General features: G+C 61.5%; 19 protein-coding genes. 9 read left to right on the forward strand and 10 right to left on the reverse strand.

The genetic code is table 11. The features are described from left to right. Positions 1 to 69 precede the first annotated feature (69 nt). Together N0K08_RS21465 and N0K08_RS21470 are read right to left on the reverse strand one after the other, a co-directional pair. A complete protein-coding gene (locus N0K08_RS21465; protein ID WP_261502458.1) occupies positions 70 to 735 on the reverse strand; it encodes a carboxymuconolactone decarboxylase family protein in 666 nt (221 codons plus the stop codon). 119 nt (positions 736 to 854) lie between these two features. Beyond that, a complete protein-coding gene (locus tag N0K08_RS21470; protein ID WP_261502459.1) occupies positions 855 to 1,268 on the reverse strand; it encodes a (R)-mandelonitrile lyase in 414 nt (137 codons plus the stop codon). Positions 1,269 to 1,652: 384 nt separating this feature from the next. Here N0K08_RS21470 and N0K08_RS21475 point away from each other — a divergent pair, with 384 nt between their 5' ends. The 5 genes from N0K08_RS21475 to N0K08_RS21495 all read left to right on the forward strand — a co-directional run bounded on the left by N0K08_RS21475 (position 1,653) and on the right by N0K08_RS21495 (position 8,033). Continuing rightward, a complete protein-coding gene (locus tag N0K08_RS21475) occupies positions 1,653 to 2,276 on the forward strand; it encodes a tyrosine-type recombinase/integrase (RefSeq protein WP_261502460.1) in 624 nt (207 codons plus the stop codon). A 452-nt stretch (positions 2,277 to 2,728) separates the two neighbouring features. Then, positions 2,729 to 4,126 carry an MFS transporter gene (locus tag N0K08_RS21480; protein ID WP_261502461.1) on the forward strand — a complete coding sequence of 466 codons (1,398 nt, stop codon included), beginning with the start codon at positions 2,729 to 2,731 and terminating at the stop codon, positions 4,124 to 4,126. Positions 4,127 to 4,473: 347 nt separating this feature from the next. After that, positions 4,474 to 6,213, forward strand: a complete 1,740-nt coding sequence (locus N0K08_RS21485; protein WP_261502462.1) for a TnsD family transposase — start codon at positions 4,474 to 4,476, stop codon at positions 6,211 to 6,213. Between the two features lie 63 nt (positions 6,214 to 6,276). Then, positions 6,277 to 6,639: a helix-turn-helix domain-containing protein gene (locus tag N0K08_RS21490; RefSeq protein WP_261502463.1), complete on the forward strand. Its 363-nt coding sequence runs from the start codon at positions 6,277 to 6,279 to the stop codon at positions 6,637 to 6,639. After that, a complete protein-coding gene (locus N0K08_RS21495) occupies positions 6,636 to 8,033 on the forward strand; it encodes a TniQ family protein (RefSeq protein WP_261502464.1) in 1,398 nt (465 codons plus the stop codon). The genes N0K08_RS21490 and N0K08_RS21495 overlap by 4 nt, the downstream gene beginning before the upstream one ends. A 4-nt stretch (positions 8,034 to 8,037) precedes the next feature. On the opposite strand, the gene N0K08_RS21500 is transcribed toward N0K08_RS21495, so the two are convergent. The 5 genes from N0K08_RS21500 to N0K08_RS21520 all read right to left on the reverse strand — a co-directional run bounded on the left by N0K08_RS21500 (position 8,038) and on the right by N0K08_RS21520 (position 14,819). Further along, on the reverse strand, positions 8,038 to 9,321 hold the full coding sequence (locus N0K08_RS21500; protein WP_261502465.1) for an AAA family ATPase: 1,284 nt from the start codon (positions 9,319 to 9,321) through the stop codon (positions 8,038 to 8,040). Further along, the gene (locus N0K08_RS21505; protein ID WP_261502466.1) at positions 9,311 to 11,575 is read right to left on the reverse strand and encodes a transposase; all 2,265 of its coding nucleotides are present in this window, start codon (positions 11,573 to 11,575) and stop codon (positions 9,311 to 9,313) included. Before N0K08_RS21505 ends, N0K08_RS21500 begins: the two co-directional genes overlap by 11 nt. Then, complete coding sequence (locus tag N0K08_RS21510; protein WP_261502467.1) at positions 11,566 to 12,474, reverse strand: PDDEXK family nuclease; 909 nt, start codon at positions 12,472 to 12,474, stop codon at positions 11,566 to 11,568. The genes N0K08_RS21505 and N0K08_RS21510 overlap by 10 nt, the downstream gene beginning before the upstream one ends. Positions 12,475 to 12,821: 347 nt before the next feature. Beyond that, positions 12,822 to 13,064 carry a helix-turn-helix domain-containing protein gene (locus tag N0K08_RS21515; protein ID WP_315968023.1) on the reverse strand — a complete coding sequence of 81 codons (243 nt, stop codon included), beginning with the start codon at positions 13,062 to 13,064 and terminating at the stop codon, positions 12,822 to 12,824. A 1,542-nt stretch (positions 13,065 to 14,606) separates the two neighbouring features. Next, positions 14,607 to 14,819, reverse strand: coding sequence for a hypothetical protein (locus tag N0K08_RS21520; protein WP_261502469.1), 213 nt, complete (start codon positions 14,817 to 14,819; stop codon positions 14,607 to 14,609). A 577-nt stretch (positions 14,820 to 15,396) separates the two neighbouring features. Between N0K08_RS21520 and N0K08_RS21525 the strand changes: the two genes are divergently transcribed. After that, positions 15,397 to 15,828 carry a type III secretion system chaperone gene (locus tag N0K08_RS21525; RefSeq protein ID WP_261502470.1) on the forward strand — a complete coding sequence of 144 codons (432 nt, stop codon included), beginning with the start codon at positions 15,397 to 15,399 and terminating at the stop codon, positions 15,826 to 15,828. 2 nt (positions 15,829 to 15,830) lie between these two features. On the opposite strand, the gene N0K08_RS21530 is transcribed toward N0K08_RS21525, so the two are convergent. After that, complete coding sequence (locus tag N0K08_RS21530) at positions 15,831 to 16,709, reverse strand: FapA family protein (protein WP_261502471.1); 879 nt, start codon at positions 16,707 to 16,709, stop codon at positions 15,831 to 15,833. Positions 16,710 to 17,288: 579 nt separating this feature from the next. Here N0K08_RS21530 and N0K08_RS21535 point away from each other — a divergent pair. The 3 genes from N0K08_RS21535 to N0K08_RS21545 are packed head-to-tail and all read left to right on the forward strand — an operon-like array spanning position 17,289 to position 22,497. Continuing rightward, complete coding sequence (locus N0K08_RS21535) at positions 17,289 to 17,882, forward strand: DUF2760 domain-containing protein (protein WP_261502472.1); 594 nt, start codon at positions 17,289 to 17,291, stop codon at positions 17,880 to 17,882. A 2-nt stretch (positions 17,883 to 17,884) separates the two neighbouring features. Then, a complete protein-coding gene (locus N0K08_RS21540) occupies positions 17,885 to 19,747 on the forward strand; it encodes an Hsp70 family protein (RefSeq protein WP_261502473.1) in 1,863 nt (620 codons plus the stop codon). A gap of 14 nt (positions 19,748 to 19,761) precedes the next feature. Further along, positions 19,762 to 22,497 (forward strand): Hsp70 family protein, encoded by a 2,736-nt coding sequence (locus tag N0K08_RS21545; protein ID WP_261502474.1) that lies wholly within the window; start codon positions 19,762 to 19,764, stop codon positions 22,495 to 22,497. On the opposite strand, the gene N0K08_RS21550 is transcribed toward N0K08_RS21545, so the two are convergent. Further along, positions 22,487 to 22,966, reverse strand: a complete 480-nt coding sequence (locus tag N0K08_RS21550; RefSeq protein WP_261502475.1) for a CreA family protein — start codon at positions 22,964 to 22,966, stop codon at positions 22,487 to 22,489. The genes N0K08_RS21545 and N0K08_RS21550 overlap by 11 nt on opposite strands. 57 nt (positions 22,967 to 23,023) lie before the next feature. After that, entirely contained in the window at positions 23,024 to 25,609 is a 2,586-nt protein-coding gene (gene cphA, locus N0K08_RS21555) for a cyanophycin synthetase (protein ID WP_261502476.1), read from the reverse strand. Positions 25,610 to 25,670 lie beyond the last annotated feature (61 nt).

The following is a 25,670-nucleotide window of genomic DNA, read 5'->3' on the forward strand; positions in this document are numbered from 1 at the left end:
AAGGCGAATACCGTCAGCATTGCTGCGAGGGATTTCATCGAAGTTCCTTGGTCAGGTGTGCGGGGTGACTTACTTGGGCGTCTTGGTGGACAGGTGGCGCTTGATGGCCTCACCGACCCTGGTGCCAGCGCCAGCATCGACTTGGTCGGCCAGCACCTGAGCGAGCTCGTTCAACTGGGGTGCGGTGATCCCGATATTCATGCTGATGCTCACGTGGGACTGCAGCTGCGAATCCACGCCTTGGAGGGCTGCGAGCATGCTGATCGTGGCCAGCTCTCGGCTCTGCCAGTCGAGGTTGTCGCGCTCGAAGATGTCCCCGAACAGATGGGCCTTGAGGTACTGATCGGCAGCCGGAGCGAACTTGAACAGCGGACCCTTGGCCGGCGCGCCAATGAGTTTGGTCTGGTTGGCCGTGCCTGCCGTCAGCAGCGCATCGCCCGTGGGGATGGCGCGAGCAGGCTCCTGGCCGACGACGTCCTGAACGCCGCGCTGCTTGCGGGCCTCCACCTCCTTCATCAGCTGACCCAGGGCATTCAGGCTGCGCGGAAAGCCGGCGTAGGCATAGAGCTGGACCAGGACTTCCTTGGCGTCGTTTACCGTCAGGCCGGCATCCAAGCCCTGGTTGATGGCCGTATTCAGGCGGGAGATGTCGCCAGCAGCGGCAAGCGCTGCGATGGGGGCGATGGCTTGCTGGCGAGCGGAGAGAGTTTCAGAGGAGGTTTGCGAATTCGTCATGGTCGAAGAGTTAGTTGGAGTGGCGGCTGATGCCGAGAAGGCGAAGCCGCAGCAGCAGGCATATAGGGCTGCCGCGACGAGCTTGTGCATAGGCAATCCGGTGGATGGGCTGCTGGGATTCAGGTGGTCTCGAGCGGACCGTCTTGGTACTGCTCGTCGGTGACGGGCTCCATCCATTCGACGTTCTTGCCGTCAACCATCTCAGTGATCGCCAAATGAGACATCGCGGTCGCGATGGAGGCTCCGTGCCAATGGCGCTTCCGGCAGGGGCACCAGACCACGTCGCCGGCGCGAATCTCGGTGCGGAGTCCGCCTTCGCACTGCGTCCAGCCCACGCCGGAAAGAACGATGAGGGTTTGCCCGGCCGGATGGAAGTGCCAGTTGGTGCGGGCGCCTGGCTCGAAGGTCACAATGGCACCACCAGAGCGGCCTTCGCCGTCCGCTTGAAACGGGCTGTCAATGCGAACCGTGCCGGTGAAATACGCGGCGGGTGCCTTGGCGGATGGCTTGGAGCCATTGCGGATGATCTTCATGGACAGGTCCTAAGTTTTTGCTGGAGGGTGATCACCCTCGGACATCGGAAAACTGTAAGTGGTGCCTAGTCCAAGCAGAAGGCCTGTTCGCTGCTAACCCTTATGAATCCGGTTCATGTTGTGCTGCGGCAGTCTGTCACGTTGAGAACGCCGCTAGTAAGCGGTCGTTCATGAACAAGTTGGGAATGTCTCAGATCAGCCTGAAGCTGCCAACTACGGAAAAAGGCTGACCGACTGTTTCTGGCCGTTAGGGTGAATTCGTAGCTGCACCAGGAAGCCGACAGTCAGCAGTTCAGCCGCCCATCGCTAGCCGCTTAGGAGAACTGGGTGTGTGCCTGCTCGAGAGTGCATCCTATGTGGCCCTCAACTCGATGGGAGACTATCATGGCTTCTACAGCTAATACTGCTCATCGCGAGCCGTGGAACAAGGGCAAGATCGTTGGGCAGAAGGCGCCGTTCAAGCTCAAGGAAATCTGGGCACTTCGCGTGAGGCTCCAGATGGAGGGCCGGCTGCGCGAACTTGCTCTCTTCAATTTGGGCATCGATAGCAAGCTGCGGGGATGCGACCTCGTCTCCCTCAAGGTTCGAGACGTATGCCACGGGGGCCAGATGGCGACGCGCGCTGTCGTCATGCAGCACAAGACTCAGCGTCCAGTGCAGTTCGAAATCACGCAGGCTGCCCGTGACGCCGTGCAGGCCTGGATCAAACAGGCTCAACTGAAGCCAGAGGACTTCCTGTTTCCAAGCCGGCTACACGACTCACCGCATCTAGGGACTCGGCAGTACGCCCGGATCCTCGGGCACTGGGTCGACGAGCTAGGCTTGGACCGCATGGAGTACGGTACGCACTCGATGCGCAGGACGAAAGCGACACTGATCTACCGCCGCACCAAGAACCTGCGCGCTGTGCAGTTGCTACTCGGCCACTCGAAGCTGGAGTCGACAGTGAGGTACCTGGGCATCGAGGTCGACGACGCCCTTGAGATATCTGAGCAGACGGAGATCTGAAGCTGCCTCTGGCGGCCACCCCGGTAACTACGGCCGGGTGGCCGCCTTCAACGACTGCAATACAGCGCTGGGCCGAACTGGCACTCCCGGCCAGGAGCGGGCTGTCAACGCATGTGCTTGTGTTTCCGCTTCAGCCCTGAGGGCCATCGTTACGCTTTGGCAGTCAATGGGTGATTTGAATGCCACCAAAACCCTCATAGGGTTTTCATTTGCATGCGTCCATGGTTAAAAAGCTGTCGCAATCTGACAACTCTGCAATTGCCGTACGCCTGAGAATTTCCTCAACGGATGAATAAGGCATGTGGATACAGCCTTTCCTGCTGCGGTGAGCCTTGTTAAGAAAAGAACCGAACCGGCGTACCGCGATATCGATTCACGAAAAGCATCCAAAAAATCGGGCGCCGCGGGACGCGGCAAAGGGAGCTTTCCCAGGCCAGTTATCAAAGGACTGCATGCTAGTAAAAGAAGGTTTACCGGCGCGAGAACGCACGCTTGCACTGGTTGTGACCATTGTTGGGGCATTCATTGCTGTAGTTGATGGCACCATTGTCAACTTGGCCCTGCCCGACATTACACGCGAGCTCAATGCCAGCGCCTCTCAGGCTATCTGGATCATCAATGCCTACCAGCTAGCCACACTGGCGCTGCTGCTGCCCCTGGCCACACTTGGTGACCGAGTGGGCTATCGCCGCGTTTTCTTGGTCGGCATGGTCGTGTTCGTGGGGGCCTCCGCCGTTTGCGCGATGGCGACTTCATTGACCACTCTGGTGCTGGCACGCGTGCTACAGGGGGTGGGCGCGGCTGGCATCACCTGCGTGAATATGGCGCTGTTACGACTTATCTTCCCGAGTCACCTGTTGGGTCGGGGCATTGCCATCAACTCGCTGGCCGTTGCTGCGGCCTCGGTGTCGGGTCCGACCATCGCGGCCGGCATTTTGTCCGTCGCATCATGGCCATGGCTGTTTGCCATCAACATTCCCCTCGGCTTGTTCTGCTTGCTGCTGGGCCGTCGCACCTTGCCGCACAACACGGTCAAGGCAGCCAGCACGGGCTTTTCCGTGCTGGACGTAGTGCTGAACGGGTTGATGTTCGGCCTGGTGTTTCTCGGCATTGACGGACTGGGCGTCAGGGTCGAAGCCAGTGCCACGGTCGAGGCCCACGGCACGCCGCTGTGGCTGGCTCTGACTGAGTTGCTGGCAGGTCTGGCGGTGGGCGTGTTTTACGTGCGGCGCCAGTTGACCTTGCCGGCGCCACTGTTCCCGGTCGACCTGCTGCGCATCCCGGTTTTCGCGCTCTCCGTGAGCACCTCGGTGGCGACCTTTTGCGCGCACACCCTGGCCAGTGTCGGCCTGCCCTTCTTGCTGCTGGGCCCCTTGGGACGCAGCCATATCGAGGCTGGTCTTTTGCTCACCGCCTGGCCGATATCTCTCGTGGTCGTAACTCCACTGGCAGGCCGCCTCATCGGCCGTCTTCCGGGTGGCGTGCTTGGCTGCGTGGGCCTGGGCCTCATGGCCATGGGCCTGGTCCTGCTAGCCGTTTTGCCCCCCCACCCTACCGATGCCGACATCATCTGGCGCATGGCTCTGTGCGGCGCGGGCTTTGGCCTGTTTCAGTCGCCCAACAACCACGCCATCATCAGCTCGGCTCCTGCCCATCGGATCGGCGGCGCCAGCGGCATGCTGGGCACAGCACGCTTGACGGGGCAGACGCTGGGTGCAGTGCTACTGGCCATCATCTTCAGCCTGTTCGGCACAGCGACTGGCCAGGGCCCGCAGGTGGCGCTCTACCTGGCAGCCGCTTTTGCGGCACTGGCCGGAATCTTCAGTGCACTGCGCACCCGCCAGGCATGAAGTAGGCTGCGCAGTAAAGCAGACCTCGACGCTGGCTTTGCAAAAGACTGCTTTGGGTCGGTAGCACCTGTTCGCCTCCTGCAGAAGCAGCCATCCAGATCATGCAAGGCATCGCAACGAGCCCAATGGTTGGTTTGAGATGTGGAGCGGAAATTCAGGCCAACTGCCCAGCAATGTCGGCTGCCGACACGAGCTGTCGTTGGCTGGGTGGAACTGGATGACGGCAACCAGCCTGAAGCTGTCCACCCAACAATTGCACGGACCGGCTTTTTCTGGCCGAACCCGGACTCTGAAGGCGGCACTTCTGAGGTCTTCCATCTGCAGTTGCGCTTCGGTAGAGTGGGGGCGTGCCCATCACCCCAGACCTGTTTTCAGACTTTCAGCTCCTGAGCTGGCTGCCTGACGAAACGCTTTTCAGCCTGGTGAGCCGACAACACTTGTTGTCGGGTGAGGTCATTGCCTCCCGAACCAGTGAGCGATTCTTCGGGGGGAGTCGAGCAGGCGCCCAGCATGACTTCCCCAATCACCTGGCGACATTTGTCGAGCGCACGGGAGGGCGGCTAGGAGGTCTTCAGGAGGTCGGGTTGCATCGGACGCTGCTCAACTTCTATCGCGCTTTCATCACCTCACAAGAGTGCACGCATGCCATCGAATGCATGGCAGGTGATAGCGTGGCACACCTCAAGCTTCGGTTGGGCATTTTGACCAGCCGCTTTCGCGCGCATCATCCTCTGAAGGCTTGTCCAGCCTGCATGGAGGAGGATGCCAACAGTTCCGGGTGGGCGTACTGGCATCTACAGCATCAATATCCAGGGGTTTGGATGTGCACCAAGCATGCTCAACCTCTGCTTTCTTCAACGCTCAAGACGACAGGTGTTCAGCGTTTTCAGTGGATCCTGCCACGTCGTCATGAACTCTGTGATGAGCGAGCGGCGTCACAAGGTGATGACTTGTCAGGCAGGCTGTTTCGTCTTGCTTCGCTGATAGAAACATTGGTACAGCGAGGTGCGCGGGAACCGCTTCCAATACCTCAGTTACACCGGACGTATCGCAACGCCATGCTGCAGCGAGGCTGGTTGACGGCGGCTGGGAGCTTGCGGATGAATGTGATCGCAAAAGAGTTTCTGGAGCATATCCGACCGCTGCGCGAAGTGGCTGAGCTCGCAGGGTTGCCGCAAAGCATAGATGAAGCAACCATCATGTTGGGCCGCTTGCTCAGGCCTCCGCGCTCAGGGACCCATCCGCTGCGGCACATCGTGATGATTGATTGGTTGTTTTCCGACGTCTTGGACGTTGAGCAAGCGGTTCGGGAAGGGTGCTCTGTATGGGACGAGTCTGGGTCGATTAGTGCCCGACTCGCAGAGCGAGTTGTCGATCCACGAAAGAAAGAATTGCAGGGGTTGCTGGTTGACGAGAAGCGTTCTGCACGAGCCGCAGCCAAGGCCTTAGGCATTGATACGCAAACAGCGGTGCTGTGGGCTGCGCAACTGGGCATTCCCGTTACCAGGCGTTCGAAAAAGCTATCTGACGATGTGCGCGCAACGGCAGTGCTCGCGTTGCGTCGCGGCGCAGAAAAGCGAGATGTCGCGCTGCAAACGGGCCTTGCGGTTGGCTCCATTACGCGCTTGCTGCTCGCGGAGCCCTCATTGCACGATGCCTGGCTTCAGGTCAGGAGCGAGCAGGCACGCCAACGGGCCAGAGCCGCCTGGTGTGCGGTGTTGAAGGATGCGGCAGGGCAAGGGGTCAAGTGGCTGCGAGCCCTTGAGCCTGGCGCGTATGCGTGGCTGTATCGCCATGATCGGGTTTGGTTGGACGCGCACAAGCCTGAAGCCACCGTGCAGCTGGTGCGTGCATCGTCGGTGGACTGGGATGCGCGTGATGCGGTTCTGAGCGCCGCTGTGCGCGAAACAGCCCTGCGCTTGATGGGGGAGGGTGGGCTCCGCCGTCTTTACTTTTGGCAGCTGTATCAGCAGATCCCTGAACTTAAGGCTAAACGTTCAGCGTTGCATCAATTGCCCCTGACACGGGACGCCATTCAGGCCGTGTTGCGAGCATCTCCCCCTGCGACTGACAGTCTTTGGGATTGAAGTCTTCGTTGGTGTTGTGGTGTTGCTGATTTATTCATTTATGTATTCAGATATGCTTTAGGCATGATTCCTCAAGAAGCCAAAGCACGGGCAGCCAATGCATGGCGGATATCCCAAGAACATGGCATCACCCAGGCGGATATCGCTGCCCATGTCGGTGCGAGTCAGCCACAGGTGAGTCGCATCCTGACCGGCGAATGCATGCGCGTCTCTCGACTGTTCGAAGAAGTCTGTTTGTTTGTCGAACGGTTTGAATCGGGCGTCACCGTCGATGCCGTGCGTGGCAACCGTGATTTGATTGATGCGCTGCAGGTCACATGGGATGGTTCTGCGTCGCATGCGAAGGCATTGGCCACTGTGATTCGATCCATGGCAGTGCTCAGACCAGGGCAGAGGTCGTCGGTGATTCCCGGAAGGAAACTATGAACATGCTCGTAGCACCAGCCCCGTTGCCCGAAGAGATCGACCGCGGCTACCTGGGGCGCGTAATGCGCATAAATGGGTATCGCAATTTGCAAAACCTCTCTGATGCCATCACAGAGCTTCAGCAACTGCCTGCCTCACCGTATGGCCGCTCCTGGCATGCGTTGCTGAGTGGAATTTCTGGCTTGTCGAGTGAGCAGTTCACCCTGCGGCATACGACCCTTCCATTGCGTCGCGGGATCACGTCGTACTTTCCGGATGCACCCCATGGCGGGGAGTCGAGACCTCTCATCACCGCTAAGAACACCGTTCTTCGCACGTACGTTGCGGCATTCCTTTGTGAGCAGTGCGTCCGCGCAGACATCGCGTTCCATGGCGTCAGCTATTGGCGACGCGACCATCAGACGCTGGGACAGTTCTGGTGCTCGAAGCACTTTTCCCCCTTGAGTTGTACTACCGAGCCGGATGCAATGTTGTGCTCTCCTGCGCAGTACTTGTCCAAGGCATCCTTGCTTTCCATTGGTGTTGTGCAAGATGCGCAGGCGAATGGCTTTGTGCAGCGCTATCTGGAGTTGGTCGCGGCGATGTACGAGCGTACCGCTCCGTTGAGCGTGGCAAGGATTGCACCTGTTCTGAGGGATCGTGCGAAGTTTCGTGGTTTTCAGGCGAATGTCGGGCCGGTTCGTGCTGCGCTAGTCAGCGATCATATTCGGGAGGCATGTCCTGTACGGTGGCTTGAGGGGGTGTTTCCTGGTCTCATCCAGAAGCCACCTGGTGTGTTCTTGCCGCAGATCGATGGCGCGCTTTACATGCGCCAATCGTCTTCTTCAACGACCGCGTATTTGCTGGTTTTGGCAGCGCTGTTTGACACTGCGGACGAGGCCGTCAACCTGCTGCAGGCTGCGCACAGCGGCGTGCATGTGCCGAAGGTGCTGAAGGAGCGGACGGTACTGAAAAGATACACGCGGTATGCATTGCCTGCTGACAACGAACTGATCGACAGCTATGTCAGTGCACGAGGCTCGGTCGTCCGTACGGCACAAGCATTCACGCTTCCCAAACACATTATCCAAAAGCGATTGCTGGATTTGGGCTTCCCCAACTTGGACGGAGACCTGGATCAGCCAGGTACACCAATCGCTGGGCTGCAGTCCTTTTATGTGCATAAGCGTGCGTATGCGGAAAGTCTTACAACGTCCGGCATGACGGCTCGCCGTTTTGACGCCTTGCTCCGGAAGTGCGGACCTAATTTGTTCAAGGCCTTTGTGAAAATGGCAGCTACCGAGAAGCGATGCTCTCGTAAAGATCTTGCCCATAGTCTGCTGTGCATGCAGGCCGATCACCAGTTCATGCCGCAAGAATCGGCGGTCCTTGAGCATGAACTGTTTGAAAGCTGATGACTCAGCAGTGTGAGACGTCGCCCCAGAAACGCATCCAGAATGAATTGTCCCGGGGAGACAGATCTTCATACCTGCGTAGGCGTGTGGGATCGTTGCTGCACAACGCTCGCACTGCTGGCTGCACGAGCGCGAGATAGCTGTCTGCGGCGTCGCGGAAGTCGTCTAGTCGTAAATCATCAGTTTTTCTCTCAAATGCGACGCGTTGAGCTGCAATCCACAAGGCAATGATCAAGCGCTGGACCCCTCCTGTTTTTTCCCAAACAAGTTGGGCGAGTTCATCCGTGATGGCGATAGGTTTTGCAACAAATTGGTAGTCACTCAACTGTGCCAGGAAGAGTCTTCTGAACACGGGGTTCGAGGCTGCGGTGAAGTGTGTGAAGGCATGATATCCAGAGGTGACGATGCGTTCGGCGTTGCTGAGGCGCTTGGTTAAGGCACTAATGCCATCGGGTGTACCAGAGACAAGCAGCGGTATCTGCCAGGTGTTCATCAGGGTCAGAATCCACCTGATGCATTGGTCCTCGACGATGCTCAGTTCTTCTGGGTCGTCTCCACTTTTACGCTTGCGGCGACGATCCACGGTGGGCAGCTTGAAAAAATTCTGGATTTCATCCAGATGCAGTAATCCCAAGAAATGGCTGGATGCGACTTGGCGCCATTCCTCCAGCATCTGAGGTCCGTTGCGCCACACGCCAGCAAGTGTTCTATCGAAGCGTGTGCTGCCTGTCGCCTTTTTCCAGGCGGTCATCAGCGCTGCAGCCAGATCCGTGGCTCTGCCGCTGGGCGGTACGTCTATGGATAACCAAGTCACTTGCTGCAGGCCATTGGCCATTTTTAAAAAAGACTTGTGCTGGATGACCTGCTGCGGATAGGTGCTCAGGCAGCGCAGGATGGCTTCGCTTTTTCCCGCACCAGAAATTCCTTCCACAGCCGCGCCGAAGGCTGGGGATCCAGGGCGTTTCCATTGTTGGACGGGCTCCCCGCTGATCAGGCTCCATGTTTTGGATGCTGCCGGATCCATATAGCGGTAGTTCTGGCGGATCATCAAGTCGATAGACTCATGCAGGCGCAGTTCCTCTGCACTGGGTAAATGCAGATCTCTGAGTCTCAGCAGCATGTGCGGGCGCAAATGGCGGGGAACTGACGCGATGTCCGGCGGAGGCTTCGGGGGGAGCTCAATCAGCAGTTTTCCTAGTTCGCTGCGTGTTCGAATAGGTCCGAGGCCTTTGATCAGTGCATTTCCAGCGTAGGGATCGTATGTGTGGAGTGGCGATTCAGTTTGCATTGCCTTGCTCCTCATTCATTTCGCCAAATAGCGTTTCTATCATCTCAATGTGGGTTGTCTCTGCTTCCGTACGTAGCCTGCGCGTGCCGCGTATCTCTGCAATGGGTGTGGCGCCTTGCAAGGCGACTTCCATTGCTCGAGCTTCGGTTATCGTCGGCTGCCGACCTCGGGCACGATCCAACGCCATGCGCGTCTGCTCGACGGATGAAGCTTTGATGGCTTGCATGCGCCGCAAGGCCTGAACGCTTTTAAGCACTCGTTCGTGTTCCACTTCAGCAGCACGCAGTCTTTGGTAGGCGAATGCATCCACCATCTCATCGTGGGTGAGCTCTTCCGATGCCCGAGCGAAGTCTGAGATCTGTAGATTGATCAGGCCTTCACCGGAGACGTTGGGCGTCCATATCTTGGACACGGAGCCTGGGTAGTACTGGACGGGGATGTGCCAGCCTTTGCCAGATGTGCGTGCAATCGTTGACCACTGCTCGGCTTCGACGATGGGAGAAAGATAGTCATTTCCGCAAAACTTTACGCCAGAGCGTGAAACTCTTCCCTTGTCAGACGTGGGCAGAAGCAGGTTGATAAGTTCCGCCTCGGCACGCACCTGTCGATAACCTATGCCCAGGGCATGGCCCCAGCTCCATAGCCCGGCCGGACTGGGGAAAACGCCGGCGGGCACCATGTGAGCGTCCAGTCGGTGCGACCGATCTGCCGTCAGGTTATAGAGGAAGAAGCACTCGTGGAGGTACTGCATATAGTGCCGTACCGTCATCGTCGCTTCTGCGGGATTGGAGCGACGGAGATCGTATTCAGCTCGACGAGCATCCATTGCTCCTGGCAGAAAGTTGTACTGTGTGTTCTTCAGGATGCGATGCATCACTTCGACAATGCCTTTGAGATCGGGTCGAAATGGCGGCGCATAGCCTAGGTTCAGTTTTAAATCCATGCCCGTTGCTTTTGCCCGTTTAGAGAGGTACTCGCCGCGGTCGCATTGCAATGTGTAGGGCAGAGTCGGGGCAGGAAACAGCGACGGCTGCATGTCGTATCCCCAAAGGTCTCCAAGCAGCTGCGAGGGGGTTACGGTATTAAATAGACTGACTTGCGCGGTCTCCCAACTGGGACCTGTCAAACAGACATAGAAGCCCACAATCGCGGTAGACCAGACGTCGACAAGGATGTAAACGATGGGGCGGCCAACGATCCAAGACGGATCGATAGAGGAGCGCAGATAGATGTCTCCGATCGTCGAGTCGATCGCGTAAACATAGCCAGGACCTGACGTGCCCTCCCAATCCCGACTTTTCATTCCGCGCAATGTGCGGTCGAAGTGTCCCTGGCTGGTTTTTTCTAGAACTTTCTGCAGCCAATGGGTGTCTGTTGTGAGAACACGTTTGACTTGCTGGTAGTTGGGGTAGTTACCCAGGACCAATGGGCGATCGACAATTTTGCCGTCGGATTCAAAGGCTTTCGCTTTAGAAAAGTGGCTGGTGATGATCTGTCGATGGCGCTCGCGCATTGACGGTTTAGGAGCGGGGATTTTGTTGTCCGCGTGGATGATGATGGCGCGCCATGCGATGCTCATGCCCGGTTGTATGGACTGCCCGTAAGTGCCGTACAGAGCTTTGGATAGCCTTTGCCCGCTTGTCTTTCGACCTGATTTTTGTCGTGTCAAGACAGGTGATAGGTCACGCTTCTTGCCTTTGCCTCCACAGCGGTCCCAGCGTGGTCGCAGACTGATCGATGTAAACCCGTAGGTGCAAAGCATAGACCAAAGCCGGCGTACGTAGGCTTGGCTTACGCTGTACTCTTTCATGGCCTGTTGCACCAATCCACTGAGGTTTCTATGCGCAAGAAGGCCTTCCCGCAACTGCGAAAAATCCAGGAATGCCTGCATGATGCAGCATCGCTGGTCAAAGGTTTCTTGGGTTTTCGGATCGTCGAGTGGACGGTAATAGATGGAATGCAGTTCCAGGCTTTGTGGAACGAGCTCGTGGCCGTCGAATAGCTCCTGTAAAAGCGTGTGGCTTATCCAACTTAAGGCACCTACTTGAGCTACTTTGCGTGTCTGACCAAGTCTCTTCGGCTGAGCGATAGGTAGGCGTCCGCCGGGCTTCCTGCGGGTGGGGTCCGCAGGGCGAATCAGCACGCAAACGGCAATGTCGGCTTGTGGGTCTGCGAAGACCATACGGTACAAACCTGCTGCAAGTCCGTAGGCCTCCTCAAGCAGTTTGAAGGGCTGGTTATGGCTCAGAGGCATGCTGACCTCCGGGCGGCAATGGGGTTCTGGGCAAGGAAGGCGCTGGATGAAATGAATTGGAGTGGTAGATGCGGACGCCAGCCGCGACGTAAATCAATAGGTATCAGTCCTTGCCATACGGCTTGCCAAAAGGCCTGTTGAGCGTGCGGCTGGAAACTGCTACCTCCGAAGCAATCCGACAGGTCGGCGATGAGGTCTGAGTAAGGATGGACCGGCCTGGCCCGCGCGACTTGCTGCGCTATCGCAATGGATTTCCTGTCAACGGGATCTGCCAGGCCCCATGGGGCCGTGCGACGGAGTGTCAGGCCAACACTCTTCTGGTATTCCTCCGGAGTGATCAATAGCCAGGTGACGCCTCGCAGTTGCCAGTAAGTTTTCTCAAGCAGCAAAAGCTGCTTTGCGCGGTCACTTAGTGATTTGACGGGCTCTTGCTTGATTGAAACCGCAAGCAGTTCCTTTTGACCAGCGTTTGTACCCAGCACCAAGAGGAGGTCCGTGGTGCAAGTCCAAATCTCCTCCGTATCGAACTCTTTCAGTCGTGGGTGTCGAATGCCTTGCATTTGCGCAATGGACATGGTTCCGGGGTAAGACTTGTCGTCCGTACGTATGTCCCATCTAGATAGTTCGTTGCTAGCGTCCTCCCTGTGCAGTGGAAATTGTTCTGTCAGATCGAGCACGTTGGGCAACAACGCTGCGAAGTTGAGCCCGGTCCATTCGCCATCCGACAAAAGCTCACGCTGCCGGTCGCGCCAGATGAGCAGGTGCGATCGTCCGTGACTGGAAGGGTCTGCGCGTGAGACGCGATGCCACGGTATGTAGTCGGCATAGGTGCCGGTGCCTCGGCCATCACGCAGAAAGCGTGTAAGGACGGAGGGGGTAAAGCGTTTTTGGGTCCTCATTTCTATCTCCATTTTTGGACGTGCGTATGCACCGTCCGCCCGTAGGGCGTGCGTTCTATGAAGGTTTGTGCGGCCAGGTTGAGCGCGCCCTAGCTGCTTTGCAATGCGGCAGCAGGGGGCTCATCGGGGCATCTGTGGCCTGTGTCGAGCGGTCAAGCACGTCCACAAAGATCCACAAAAGAAGACTTGACCCTCCGTTCACGGACGGATAGATTTGAGCGTGTTGATAGCAGCTCTGAGCAAGTCTTTCAGAGTAACGCGGCCTCGGATTGCAGTCTGTGGCCGCGTTTTTTATTCCATGAGCACACGGCTCTGGAATGTGGTGTTTCTTTAGAGGGTGCGCAGCGCTACTTCATGCCGAGCTCCTTTGCGATTAGGGCGCTTGCTCCGCGCAAGCACTTGCGTTCACCCCTCAAAATTTCGTAGACGAGTCGAGGGTTGAAGCCTCGGACGCGCGCCCAAGCGGACACTGAAATCCCAGCGGCATGGAAGTCGTTCCATGCCATAGGCGCTCGCACTTCATGTTGAGCTTCAGGTTTTGGTGGGGTGAGGTGGTTTGTTGGCACGGTGCGATTTGATCCATTGTGCATCGTCTCTCATCGTACATGGCCAGTAAATGTTTTTTTTGGCGCTGAGTTTCTAATTGTTTGTTGTTGATTGAGGTGGGCGATAAAAATATCTATTTAATTTCATGGGGTGGGAGTGTGACTCTCATGTTGTGAAAATAAATGTCAATTTTTTAATTAATTTTTCGCGGCTGGTATTTGTTTCATTTTGTTTCATTTCTTTTTTGAGGCAGTCGTTCACGACGTGATTGGTGGTCCTCGGCAGCTTGTAGGAAATTATGAGGACGGTGTTGAAGCGTGAGTTCTGCAGGCGGCAGAATTGCCCTTTTTGTTAGAGCTGTATTTGGCGAATAGACGGCATCCGGAACATCGCCGCTAAATTAATTTATCGACTGAGGGCAGCGGATAGGTTTGGTTTTTTAGGTGTACCCGCAGGAGCCTGCTGAAATGGCTTTGTGAGATTTATAGCTAGCGATAAAATCGGGGTGGTTAGTTGTGCACTGAGCGTAACGATGTTGGTGTTTTCCTTGAATAATTTTTGGCATCCATGTCTGCCGTTTCGATGATCGCCACGCACATTAATTTTCCTTAAGGCTCCGTAGTGACGTCAAAAAACGTGGAGGCCAGCTTTAGGAAAGGGGTGTTCTGCGCAGCATCAGGCGAGGAGTCGGGCCTGTTGCCACCGGCATCGAGAAGAAGCGGGAGTCCAAGGCTCGGCTGAATAGAGGGGAGGGGTGCCCGGATAGGGAGCAAGGCAGGGCTGCTTTTGCTGCAAAAGCATGTGTCCTTCAGGGCTCAACTGCGCGCGTTAGCCGTGGCGAGGTGCTCAGGCGGGAGAGGTGCTTGCTCGCTAGAAGGTACAAAAGGCTGCGGGAGCACAGCAGCTTGTGCGTCGTACATCACTGGCCGCTATGGGGCCAGGAGCAGAAATTGCGATGGGCCTGTGCTCGATATTAGTCCCGTCACTTTGCCTTTCAAGTTGGCTCCTCGAATTAACGACTGGGCCGGTAAAAATAGGTGGGCGAAGCTTCTCCAAGATAGCTGATTTCAGCCAGCTTGTCAGCCTCCTCACTTCAGCGATTGCCTTGGGGGAGATTCTCCTCGTCAACATCAATATTTGGGGGGTATCCTTTTTCCTTCATAAAATCCCTTGAGTATTTCATGCTCCCGTATGCTGATGAAGAACTGAGACTTCATTTCCTTCAAGTCCCTGTCCCGAGATACCGGAGTGACCCGCCCCGGGATCCGTGGAGGCTGAGCCATCGGTAGTGAGCCGGAGGTGACGAGCCCAGCGCAGGTCAATGCGTGCGAAAAGTAGTTTTGGCAACGACCTTCAGGAGTACGACGGAGCTTGGTAGGTACGAATCGACGACTAATTCTGCTTGACTTTAAGTGGAGCGAAAGCGGTCCTGATGACGTCATGATCAGAATCCTTGTTGAGCCAAAAAGGAGAGCTCATGTTCCAACCAAGAAAAATCCGATACGGAAGTCTGCAAATGGGTGATATTTCAAGTGACTCAAAAATACGCCTTTTAAGATGCATTTTTTGGTGTCGATAAGCGTCAGTTATCGCGAACTATCAGGGTCAGGCCCTGGGAAGTTCATCCACGCGTCATCCAGCAGCAGTTCTGAAATCGCCGCGTATCGGGCCTCTTTGACAGCCTGCGGCACTTCCTCGCGGTAGGTCAGTTTGAGGAGAATCGACTGCTCGAATTCCAGCTTCTCACGCTGTGCAGAAGTCAGTGGCAGCTGCGGCAATGGGTCAAATTCGTTGGTCATTCAAGTACCTTTCTTGCATGGGTCCGATAATCCCATCTTGATGCGGTACATCCCTCTGTGCAAGGTCGTGTTCACGAAACCTACGTGGACACGATGCTCAAAGACTCTCAATCTCCTCGCTACTCGGTGCCACGCACGCGCCGCACCTATACCCCGCAGTTCAAGAGAGAACTGCTGACCGCCTGCAAGCAGCCCGGCGCCTCGATTGCCGCTTTTGCCATCGCATCATCAATCAGAGGCCGCCGGCTTCCAGCAAAGAGATCAAGTAAGCTTTAACCCGGACTTCCGACTGCTTGGTATGGCGGAAGGGGGCAGGTCACGTGAGGCTGCTGTGATCCGGTCTGGGTTCCGTGGAGACGGATCCAGGGAGCAGTAGTCTGGAGGAGACGAGCCCAGTGCAACAGGTCAAGGCGTGCGAAAAGTAGTTTACGACTTTAGAAAAGTAGTTCTAAGGCGTGATCGCCTTGAAAGGCGCATGAATGTTAGCCTCGTGTTTACGACTTTAATGATCCAGAATAACCCCCCTTGCCTTGCCTTGGGCAGGCCACTTCAAACCCTTCTTCGGCCGCTTTCCGCCATGCTTGAAATTGACGCCGCTGCCTTGATCACGGCCTTGGGTGAAACCATTGGAATTCCCGCCTTGCGATTCGATGCGCAAGGCTGCTGTCGTCTGCTCTTCGACGGCACGCTGATGGTCGAATTGCGCCATCTGCCGGCCCAGGAACGCTGGCTGCTGTCATGCCCGCTGCGTGGCGGTACGCCCGATGCGCAAGGCCAGCGTCTGCTGCTGCAAGGCAATTTCTGCGGCGCGGGTTTCGGCGGTGGTTGGGCCGGCCTCGATACTGCGGGCCAGGCGGTGCTGCACCTGCCGGTGCCGCAAACGCAGGCCAGTGCGGCCGCTCTGCTGACGGCCGTGGAGTTGCTGCTGTCCCATGCCGAGCGCTGGGAAAAACGCTTGCAGGAATCCAGTGCGCCGACGCCCGTGCGTTATCCGACCGACTGGGTTTAGGCCTAGGCCATGGACATGCCCGCGCCCAGGCCCTGCCAGTAACCGCTGACCAGCCCCTGGGGCTTGCGTGCGGCGCGCACGCTGGCGCAGTCTTCCCAGGCGTCCATTTGCACGCTCAGTCCCGCATACACACCGTAGCCCGGACCGGCGCAGATGTCCGCGTCGGCCTGCAGCGTTTCACCGGCCTTGATGGCGCCCTTGGCGGTGATGGCGCCACGGGCGCGAATGCCCCAGTCGGCCTGCAAGTGCTTGCCGCAATGCACGTCGCCGCCGGCGTCTATGCCGTGGCTGGCGTGGACATTGCCGTGGGCGGTCAGCGCGCCGCCGCTGCGCAGGCTTTTGGCGCAGCGGATGTCGCCCGCGACCAGCACTTCCTGGCCGATCTGGCCTTCGCCGCTCAGCGTCAGGTTGCCCTTGCAGTCCAGGCCCCAGCCGGTGCGCAGTTTCTCGCAGCTCAGGTTTTCCGCGGTCTCCACGCTCCAGGCGGCCTTGACGGTGCCGCCGGCCAGCAGCGCGCCACCGCAGAAGATCGCGCCGCCGCTCTGAATGTCTTCGCCCGCTTCCAGGCGCCCGGCGCGGATGCCGGCGCCGACCTGCAGATTGCGGCCCACGCGCAGCACGCCGGCGACGCGCACGTCGCCATGGACGATGACGCTGCCGGCAAACACCAGGGCTTCGGCTTCCAGATGCTCGAGGTGCAGTTCGGCGTCGGTGGGGCCGAACTGCGACAGCAGCCAGCAGGCGTCTTCGATGCGCCCGTCGCGCACCAGGTTGTCGAGCAGCAGCTGATAGTCCTTGCCCTCGTGCTGGTGGCGAATGAACCAGCGAAATCCTGCGGCGCAGGGGCTCTTGGCTTTGAGAAAGTCTTTGGAGAATTCCATGGGGGGTCCCGCGAACAATGGCGCGCAGCGCGTGATGCGCTACGCCAACGTGCAGCCAGGAAGGCGCCCCAGAGGGTTCTGATGTCCTGACATGCTCCATGCAAAGCTGCTTGCAATGCAAGCAGCTGTGGGGCCGTGCGGGAAGTCAGGCGGCTTGTGCCGTGTCCTGAGCTTTCCGCACGGCGGCGGAAAGCAGGGCCGTAAAGCCGCAAAGGCTGATGAAGGCCGTGGGAACCTGCCTGCGCACCCGGGCGGCCGACGCGCGCGACTGCACTGCGGGCAGGGCCAGGCAGTGGTCAGCGAACGGGAAAAAGGCAGCGGGCATTTCGGGGGGCAGGGAATGGATGGGGCGAATTATCGCATCGCACCCAAGGCCTGTGCAGCTGTCCGGGCTCAGGAAAAACCTATAGCCCGGCCTGCCTCGCGGGCGCGTCACGGTGGCCCCAGCGGGGATTCGTTAACATTGCCATCCCTTTTGACGCCGAGGCCCGAGGGCCTCGCGTTCCAGCGGCCAGGTGCTGCGCAGGCCACCGCCGGCCTGCCCGCGTGCCTGCCGCGCTGATGACGTCGGATCTGAACATGAACCCAACACCTCCCTCCCTCCTGTCGCGCATCGCCATTGCGGTGAGCAGCTTTTTTGCCATCCTGGGCAACGCCAAGCTGGCCAGTGACGTCGCGCGCCTGCGCGGCGGCGAGCGCCTGGCGGCCGATGTGCCGGCGCCCGTGGCGGCTCCCGCACCCGCGCCCGTAGCGGCGCCAGTGCCCGTACCCGCCCCGGTAGCACCGGTGCCCGCGCCCGATACCGCCGCCCTGCAACTGCTGGGCCTGCTGCAGCGCGAAGCGCGCTTTGTCGACTTCGTGCAGGAAGATCCCGCGGGCTACAGCGATGCCGACATTGGCGCCGCGGCGCGCGTGGTGCATGCCGGCTGCCGCAAGGTGCTGGCAGAGCATTTCACGCTGGAGCCGGTGCGCAACGAAGACGAAGGCAGCCGCGTGACGCTGGCCGCGGGCTTTGATGCCACGGCCGTGCGCCTCACGGGCAATGTCGTCGGTCAGGCTCCGTTCACCGGCACGCTGGGCCACCGGGGCTGGCGCGTGACGGCCACGCGCCTGCCCCAACTGACCGACCCCAAGGCGGCCAGCGTGATCGCCCAGGCCGAAGTGGAGCTGTGAGCATGGAGACGTCGGAAAATACCAACCGCTACACCATAGGCATCGATCTGGGCACCACGCATTGCGCCCTGTCCTGGGTCGATACCCAGGCCAGCGACGGCGATGAAGTGGTTCAGGGCGTGCTCGACATTCCCCAGCTGACCGGCCCTGCGGCCGTCGAAGCCAAGCCGCTGCTGCCCTCATTTCTCTACCTGCCGCATGAAAGCGAACTGACGCCTGGCGACCTGGCCCTGCCCTGGGGCGCGCAGCAGGACTTCGCCGTCGGCGAGCTGGCCCGCGTGCGCGGTGCGGCCACGCCGATTCGCCTGGTGAGCAGTGCCAAGAGCTGGCTGTGCCACCCGGGCGTGGACCGCCGCTCGCCGCTGCTGCCGGCCGATGCGCCCGAGGAAGTGCATCGCATTTCGCCGCTCACGGCGTCCATCCGTTATCTGTCGCACCTGCGCTGGGCCTGGGAGCAGGCCCATCCGGAAGCGCCGTTCGACGCCCAGGACATCACGGTGACGATTCCCGCATCGTTCGATCCGGCCGCGCGCGAACTCACGGCCGAGGCCGCGCGTGCCGCGGGTTTCCAGCAGCTGACCTTGCTTGAAGAGCCGCAGGCCGCGCTCTACAGCTGGATCCAGGGCAGCGCCGGCCAATGGCGCAAGCAGGTGCAGCCCGGTGACGTGATCCTGGTGGTCGACGTGGGCGGTGGCACGACCGACTTGTCGCTGATGGCGGTGCTGGAACGCGACGGCCAGCTGACGCTGCAGCGCGTGGCCGTGGGCGAGCACATTCTGCTGGGCGGCGACAACATGGATCTGGCGCTGGCCTATGGCGTGGCGCGCAAGCTCGCGGCCGAAGGCCGGCAACTCGATGCCTGGCAGACCCGTGCCCTGTCGCACGCCTGCCGCGCGGCCAAGGAAGCCTTGCTCAGCGATGCCTCGCTGGACAGCGTGCCGGTGGTCGTGCCCAGCCGCGGCTCCAAGCTCATCGGCGGCTCGGTGCGCACCGAAGTCACGCGCGCAGAACTCACGCAACTCCTGGTCGACGGCTTTTTCCCGCAGGTCGCGGTCAGCGACAAGCCGCTCACCCGGGCGCGCGCGGCGCTGACCCAGTTGGGCCTGCCCTATGCGCAGGACGCAGCCGTCACCCGCCACCTCGCGGCCTTCTTGACGCGCCAGGCCGGTGCCACCGAAGCCATTGAAGGCCTGCAGGGTACGCAGCCCGCGGGCGCCGGCTTTCTCCATCCTTCGGCCGTGCTGTTCAACGGCGGCGTGCTCAAGTCGGGACTGATCGCCGAGCGTTTGCTGACGGTGCTCAACGGCTGGCTGGCCGCCGAGGGCGCGGCGCCCGCACGGCTGCTGGACGGTGCCGATCTGGACCTGGCCGTGGCCCGCGGCGCGGCCTATTTCGGCTATGTGCGGCGCGGCCGCGGCGTGCGCATTCGCGGCGGCGCGGCGCAGTCGTATTACGTGGGCGTGGAATCGAACATGCCCGCCATCCCCGGCATGGAACCGCCGATTTCGGCGCTGTGCCTGGCACCCTTCGGCATGGAAGAGGGCACGGAAGTGACCCTCGACGCCCAGGAGTTCGGCCTGGTCGTGGGCGAGCCCGTGCGCTTGCGCTTCTTCGGCTCGTCGACGCGGCGCAACGACCAGGTCGGCAGCCTGCTCGACTTCTGGGGCCCCGACGAACTGGTCGAGCTGCAGGAAATCGAAATCCATCTGCCGGCGCAAGGCCGCGCGCCCGGCGAAGTGGTGGCCGTGCGTTTGCATGCCAGCGTGACCGATATCGGCACGCTGGAATTGCATGCCGTGCCGCTGGGCAGCGAAGAGCGCTGGAAGGTGGAATTCGATGTGCGCGCTGATAGCGCCGCAGGCTGATCATTCCGCGAGCCATGGCACGCTACATCGTCGGCATCGACCTGGGCACCAGCCATACGCTGCTGGCCTATGCGCCAGCCGATGGCAGTGCCGGGGTGGCGCTGCTGCCGGTCGCGCAGCGCGTGTCCACGGCCGAAATCGCGGCCACGCCCTTGCTGCCGTCGCTGCGCTACCAGGCGGGTGATGGCGAACTCGCGCCCGCGACCTGGCAGCAGCCCTGGCCGCCGCTGTTCGCCAGCGAAGCCGCGCCGGCGCTGCTCGGCCGCTATGCCCAGGACCTGGGCGCGCAGGTGCCGGGCCGGCTGGTGAGCAGCGCCAAGAGCTGGTTGTCGCATGCGGGCGTGGACCGCTCGGCCCCCATCCTGCCCTGGGGCGCACCCGAAGGCGTGCAGAAGATTTCGCCCTTGCAGGCCAGTGCGAGTTACCTCGCGCATCTGCGCGCCGCCTGGGATGCACAGTTTCCCGATGCGCCGCTGGCGCAGCAGGAGCTGGTGCTCACGGTGCCGGCGTCGTTTGACGAAGGCGCGCGCGCGCTGACGCTGGAAGCCGCGCAACTGGCCGGTCTGCCGTCGCTGCGCCTGCTCGAAGAGCCCCAGGCCGCGCTGCACGACTGGCTGCTGATGCAGTCGGCGCAGGTGGCCGAAGCTTTGCAGGGCACGGAATGGCTGCTGGTCGTCGATATCGGCGGCGGCACGACCGATCTGAGTCTGGTGCAGGTCAAGGCTACGGACGGCCTGCCCGAACTCATGCGCCGCGGCGTGGGCACGCACCTGATGCTGGGCGGCGACAACATGGATCTGGCGCTGGCCCACGGCCTCGAGGCTGAAATGGCCGCGCCGCAGCCGCGCCTGTCGGCCGCGCGCTTCGCGCAACTGATGCAGCGCTGCCGCGTCGCCAAGGAGCTGTTGCTCGCGGATGACGCGCCCGAAACCGTCACGGTCACGCTGCTGGGCAGCGGCGCCCAGCTGATGGGCGGAGCACGTTCGGCGGAACTCCGGCGCGAGACCGTGCAGCAACGGCTGCTCGATGGATTCTTTCCGCTGCAGCCCGCCGACGCGCGGCCGCAGCAGCGCCAGGCCGGCCTGCTGGCCTGGGGCCTGCCCTATCCCTTTGACGCGGCCATCACGCGCCATCTCGCGGCTTTTCTGGCCGCCCATGCGTGCATGCCCGACAGCGTGTTGTTCAACGGCGGCGTGTTCCACAGCCCGGCGATTGCGCAGCGCGTGGTCGATCAACTGGTGCAGTGGCGCGGCGCACCGCTGCGCGTGCTGGTCAATGAACACCCCGACTGGGCCGTGGCGCGCGGCGCCGTGGCCTATGGACTGGAGCGCGCGCAGCGCGGCCAGCCATCGGCAGCGCCACGCGGCCTGCGCATTGGCGGCGGTTCGGCGCGCAGCTATTTTCTGCGTCTCGATAGCGACGACAGCCACCTGCGTGCCATCTGCATCCTGCCCCAGGGCAGCGAAGAAGGCGTGGCCCAGCGCCTGGCCGACCAGCGTTTTTCGCTGCGCCTGGGCCAGGCCGTGCGCTTTCACCTGCTGGCATCGACGGCGCTGGGCCAGGTGCAGTCTGGCGAAGTCCGCGATCTGGCGGGCGAGGAGCTGGTGCACCTGCCGCCGCTCACCGCCGTGCTGCCCGCGCCCGCGGGCCGCGAACGCGCTCAGGTCGAAGTCCTGCTGCAGGCGACGATGACCGAAGTCGGCACGCTGGAAGTGCAGTGCGTATCCGTGCAGGACCCGGCGCAGACCTGGCCGTTGGTGTTTGCGGTGCGCGGGGAAGTCGAAGCCAGGCAGGCGGCTGCCGCCCCTGCGGCGCTGGACAGCGCGATCGCGCAGATCGAGCGCGTGTTCGGCAGCCAGGACCAGAGCGTGGCCACGAAGGAAGTCAAGCAGTTGCGCACGGCGCTGGAAAAGATACTGGGGGCGCGCGAAAGCTGGGACCTCGCGCTGCTGCGCACGCTGTTCGACGCGCTGCTGGCGCGCGCGCGGCGCCGCCGGCGCACGCCTGAGCATGAGCGCAGCTGGCTCAATCTCGCGGGCTACTGCCTGCGCCCGGGCGTGGGCGCGGAACTCGACGACTGGCGCATGGCCCAGGTCTGGGCGCTGCACGACCAGGGCATTGCCCACCCGCAGGACAGCGGCAACTGGGCCGAATGGTGGATCTTCTGGCGGCGTGCGGCCGCGGGCCTGAGTGAAGCCCAGCAGATGCAATTGCTGGAAGACGTCGCCGGCCATATGCAGCAGGCCGGGCAGCGCGCGCAGGGGAAGTCATCGGCGCTGGGCAGCTACGACGACATGGTGCGGCTGTTTGCCGTGCTGGAAAACGTGCCCTGGGCCTACCGGCTCGAGATGGGACAGTGGATGCTGGAGCGTCTGCGCAAGCCCGGCGAGTCGGTGCAGACCTGGTGGGCACTGGGGCGCATCTGCAGCCGCGTGCCGCTGAGCCCCGCGGGCGCGCACCAGATCATTCCGCCCGAACAGCTGGATCCGTTCCTGGAAGCCGTGCTGGCCCAGGACTGGCGCCAGAACGACAGCGCCATGTTCGCCGCCGTGCAATTGGCGCGCATGACCGGCGACCGCGCACGCGACTTGAGCGACGCGCAGCGCGCGCAGATAGCTGAACGCCTGCAGCAGGTGGGTGCGCCCGCCGTCTGGCAGGCCATGGTGGCAGGCGTGGTGGAACTCGACGCCGCCGAGCAGCGGCGCAGCTTTGGCGAAAGCCTGCCGCCCGGGCTGCAGCTTATTTCTTGAGCGGGATGGGCGTGGCCTGCGGCACGGTCACGGCCGTGATGCTGTTTTGCGGCGAGCCTTCGATCACGCGGTCGGAATAAGTCATGTAGACCAGGGTGTTGCGCTTGACGTCGACCATGCGCACCACGCGCAGGCGCTTGAACAGCAGCGAAATGCGTTCGCTGAAGACTTCGTCCTGCTGGCGCAGCGGCTCGGGGATCTGGATGGGCCCGGTCTGGTGGCAACTGATCGAGGCTTCGGCGCGGTCTTCGGCCAGGCCCAGTCCGCCCTTGATGCCGCCGGTTTTGGCGCGCGAGACGTAGCAGGTCACGCCCGGCACCTTGGGGTCGTCATAGGCGTCGACCACGATCTTGTGGTCGGGGCCGAGAATCTTGAAGACCGTGTCCACCGACCCAATGGTTTCGGTCTGGGCGGCGCCGCAGCCGGCCAGGGCGAGGAACAACAGGAATTTGAGCGGTTTGTGGTGCATGGCGGGCAGAAATGAAAAAAGGGGGCAGTGCCCCCTTTGTACCATTCGCGCCGGCGTTCAGGGCGCTGCGGTGCCCGCGGCGTCATCCACATGTTTTTGCAGATGGGCCAGCGCTTCCTCGACCTGGTCGATCAGCACCAGGCACAGATCGCCGGGTTGCAGGCGTGCCAGCGCGTGGTCGATGGCGTTGAATTCGCCGTGGATTTCGGTCACGTAGCGGGTGCGGCTGGCGCCGGCCAGGCCTTGCTGCAGCAGGCCCAGCACTTCGCCGTCTTCACGGCCGCGCTGGCAAGCGTCCTGGTAGAGCACCACGTCGTCGAAAGCATGGCCCAGGATCTTGGTCTGCTCGGTGATGTCCTGGTCGCGGCGGTCGCCGGCGCCGCTGATGACCACGCTGCGCTTCTTGGCCGGAATGCCTTCGACGGCCTGGACCAGGGCGCGCATGGCGTCCGGGTTGTGGCCGTAGTCGGCGATGACGGTGGCGCCGCGGTAGTCCATCACATTGAAGCGGCCGGGTGCGTTGTCGCTGTCGTTGACAAAGCCCGACAGGCCACGGCGAATGGTTTCCCAGGGCAGGTTGGCGCCCCAGGCCGCGGCCGTGGCGGCCATCACGTTCTCGACCTGAAAGCCGATGGTGCCGCCGCGCGTGATGGGTACATCGCGCAGCAAAATGGTTTCGCGCCACGAGCCTTCGGCGGCGACGATGGCATCGCCGTCGACATAGACCACGCGGTTGCCCTGGGCGCGGTGGGTGGCCATCACCGGATGGTGGCGGTCGGCTGCAAAGTAGATCACCTTGCCGGGGCAGACGCTGGCCATGGCGGCCACATGCGGGTCGGCGGCGTTGAGCACGCCGTAACCTGTAGGCGCGACGTTCTGCACGATCACGCGCTTGAGCACGGCCAGGTCTTCGACGGTGGTGATGAAGTTCAGGCCCAGGTGGTCGCCTTCGCCCACATTCGTGACCACGGCGACCTGGCAGCGGTCAAAGCCCAGGCCTTCGCGCAAAATGCCGCCGCGCGCGGTTTCCAGCACGGCCGCATCGACTTCGGGGTGGGCCAGCACATTGCGTGCGCTGCGCGGACCCGAGCAGTCGCCGCTGTCGATCTGGCGGCCGTTGACATAGACGCCATCGGTATTGGTCATGCCCACGCGCAGGCCGTGGGCCGCGAACAGGTGGCCGATGATGCGCGCCGTGGTGGTCTTGCCGTTGGTGCCGGTGACGGCAATCACGGGAATGCGGCCGTTCTGGTCATGGGCGAACAGCTCGTCGACCATGGGTACGCCGACATTGCGCGGCTTGCCGAACGAGGGCGCAAGGTGCATGCGCAGGCCGGGCGCGGCATTGACTTCGACCACGCCGCCGTTCTGCTCTTCGAGCGGGCGCAGCATGGTTTCACAGACCACGTCGACGCCGCAGATGTGCAGGCCGATGGTTTGCGCGGCCTCGACGGCGCGCGCGGCGATTTCGGGGTGCACGTCATCGGTCACGTCGGTGGCGCTGCCGCCGGTCGACAGGTTGGCGTTGTTGCGCAGCACCACGCGCTGGCCCTGGGCGGGCACGGAGTCCGCCGTCAGGCCTTCGCTGGCGATGCGTCCGATGGCGATGTCGTCCAGGCGGATCTTCGTCAACGCCGTGCCATGGCCCGAGCCGCGGCGCGGGTCCAGGTTGACGATGTCGACCAGTTCGCGGATCGTGTGCTGGCCGTCGCCGAGCACCTGGGGCGGCTCGCGGCGGGCGGCGGCGACGAGCTGGCCGCCCACGACCAGCAGACGGAAGTCATGGCCGGGCAGGAAGCGCTCGACCATCACCGTGCCGTATTCGACGGCCGCGGCATAGGCGGCTTCGAGCTGGCTGCGTTCGGTCAGGTTGACCGTCACGCCCTTGCCCTGGTTGCCGTCCTGGGGTTTGACCACCACGGGCAGCCCGACTTCGAGCGCGACTTCCCAGGCTTCGTCCACGGACTGGACCGGGCGGCCCAGCGGCACGGGCACGCCGGCCGAATGCAGCAGGCGCTTGGTCAGGTCCTTGTCCTGGGCGATGGATTCGGCCACGGCGCTGGTGATGTCCAGCTCGGCGGCCTGGATGCGGCGCGCCTTGGAACCCCAGCCCAGCTGCACCAGCGAGCCGGAAGTCAGGCGGCGAAAGGGAATGCCACGGGCCACGGCCGCATCGACGATGGCGCCGGTGGACGGGCCGATGCGGCCGTCTTCGTCGAGTTCGCGCAGTTCGGCAATCGTGGCTTCGGCGTCAAAAGCGCTGTCGCTGAGCGCGGCCAGGATCAGTGCCTGCGCCTTTTCCATGGCCAGCTTGCCGACGGCTTCTTCGGTGTACTCCACCACCACCTGGAAAGTGCCGTGTTCCAGCGTCTCATGCGTGCGGCTGAAGGTCACGGGGCAGCCCGCCTGGGCTTGCAGCGACAGGGCGGCGACTTCGAGCACATGGGCCAGCGACAGGCGCTGGGCTGCGCCGTGGGGCTGCAGCGGGGCGATGCTGGGGAAGCGCGCGCGCAGCTTGTCTTCAAAGCCGTCAATGGCGGTGTACAGCTGCTCGTTGTCTTCGCACTGCACGATGGCTTCGATGGCGGTGCTGCGGGTCCAGAGGTTGGGGCCACGCAAGGCTCGGATGCGGGTGATCTGCATATGGGTTCTTTCAGATGGCGGGCTGGCTCAGGACCAGCCGCGCGTGCATGTCATCGTGGTT

Source organism: Acidovorax bellezanensis, from assembly GCF_025421555.1.
In the GTDB taxonomy this organism is placed as follows: Bacteria; Pseudomonadota; Gammaproteobacteria; order Burkholderiales; family Burkholderiaceae_C; genus Comamonas; species Comamonas bellezanensis.

Excerpts from the sequence above, each read along its gene's own strand:
- cphA (WP_261502476.1), bottom strand. The coding sequence starts at position 25,609 with ATGCAGATCACCCGCATCCGAGCCTTGCGTGGCCCCAACCTCTGGACC.
- N0K08_RS21550 (WP_261502475.1), bottom strand. The coding sequence starts at position 22,966 with ATGCACCACAAACCGCTCAAATTCCTGTTGTTCCTCGCCCTGGCCGGC.
- N0K08_RS21480 (WP_261502461.1), top strand. The coding sequence starts at position 2,729 with ATGCTAGTAAAAGAAGGTTTACCGGCGCGAGAACGCACGCTTGCACTG.
- N0K08_RS21505 (WP_261502466.1), bottom strand. The coding sequence starts at position 11,575 with ATGCCTCTGAGCCATAACCAGCCCTTCAAACTGCTTGAGGAGGCCTAC.
- N0K08_RS21490 (WP_261502463.1), top strand. The coding sequence starts at position 6,277 with ATGATTCCTCAAGAAGCCAAAGCACGGGCAGCCAATGCATGGCGGATA.
- N0K08_RS21530 (WP_261502471.1), bottom strand. The coding sequence starts at position 16,709 with ATGGAATTCTCCAAAGACTTTCTCAAAGCCAAGAGCCCCTGCGCCGCA.
- N0K08_RS21545 (WP_261502474.1), top strand. The coding sequence starts at position 19,762 with ATGGCACGCTACATCGTCGGCATCGACCTGGGCACCAGCCATACGCTG.
- N0K08_RS21520 (WP_261502469.1), bottom strand. The coding sequence starts at position 14,819 with ATGACCAACGAATTTGACCCATTGCCGCAGCTGCCACTGACTTCTGCA.
- N0K08_RS21465 (WP_261502458.1), bottom strand. The coding sequence starts at position 735 with ATGACGAATTCGCAAACCTCCTCTGAAACTCTCTCCGCTCGCCAGCAA.
- N0K08_RS21495 (WP_261502464.1), top strand. The coding sequence starts at position 6,636 with ATGAACATGCTCGTAGCACCAGCCCCGTTGCCCGAAGAGATCGACCGC.
- N0K08_RS21515 (WP_315968023.1), bottom strand. The coding sequence starts at position 13,064 with ATGCACAATGGATCAAATCGCACCGTGCCAACAAACCACCTCACCCCA.
- N0K08_RS21540 (WP_261502473.1), top strand. The coding sequence starts at position 17,885 with ATGGAGACGTCGGAAAATACCAACCGCTACACCATAGGCATCGATCTG.
- N0K08_RS21525 (WP_261502470.1), top strand. The coding sequence starts at position 15,397 with ATGCTTGAAATTGACGCCGCTGCCTTGATCACGGCCTTGGGTGAAACC.
- N0K08_RS21500 (WP_261502465.1), bottom strand. The coding sequence starts at position 9,321 with ATGCAAACTGAATCGCCACTCCACACATACGATCCCTACGCTGGAAAT.
- N0K08_RS21470 (WP_261502459.1), bottom strand. The coding sequence starts at position 1,268 with ATGAAGATCATCCGCAATGGCTCCAAGCCATCCGCCAAGGCACCCGCC.
- N0K08_RS21475 (WP_261502460.1), top strand. The coding sequence starts at position 1,653 with ATGGCTTCTACAGCTAATACTGCTCATCGCGAGCCGTGGAACAAGGGC.
- N0K08_RS21510 (WP_261502467.1), bottom strand. The coding sequence starts at position 12,474 with ATGAGGACCCAAAAACGCTTTACCCCCTCCGTCCTTACACGCTTTCTG.
- N0K08_RS21535 (WP_261502472.1), top strand. The coding sequence starts at position 17,289 with ATGAACCCAACACCTCCCTCCCTCCTGTCGCGCATCGCCATTGCGGTG.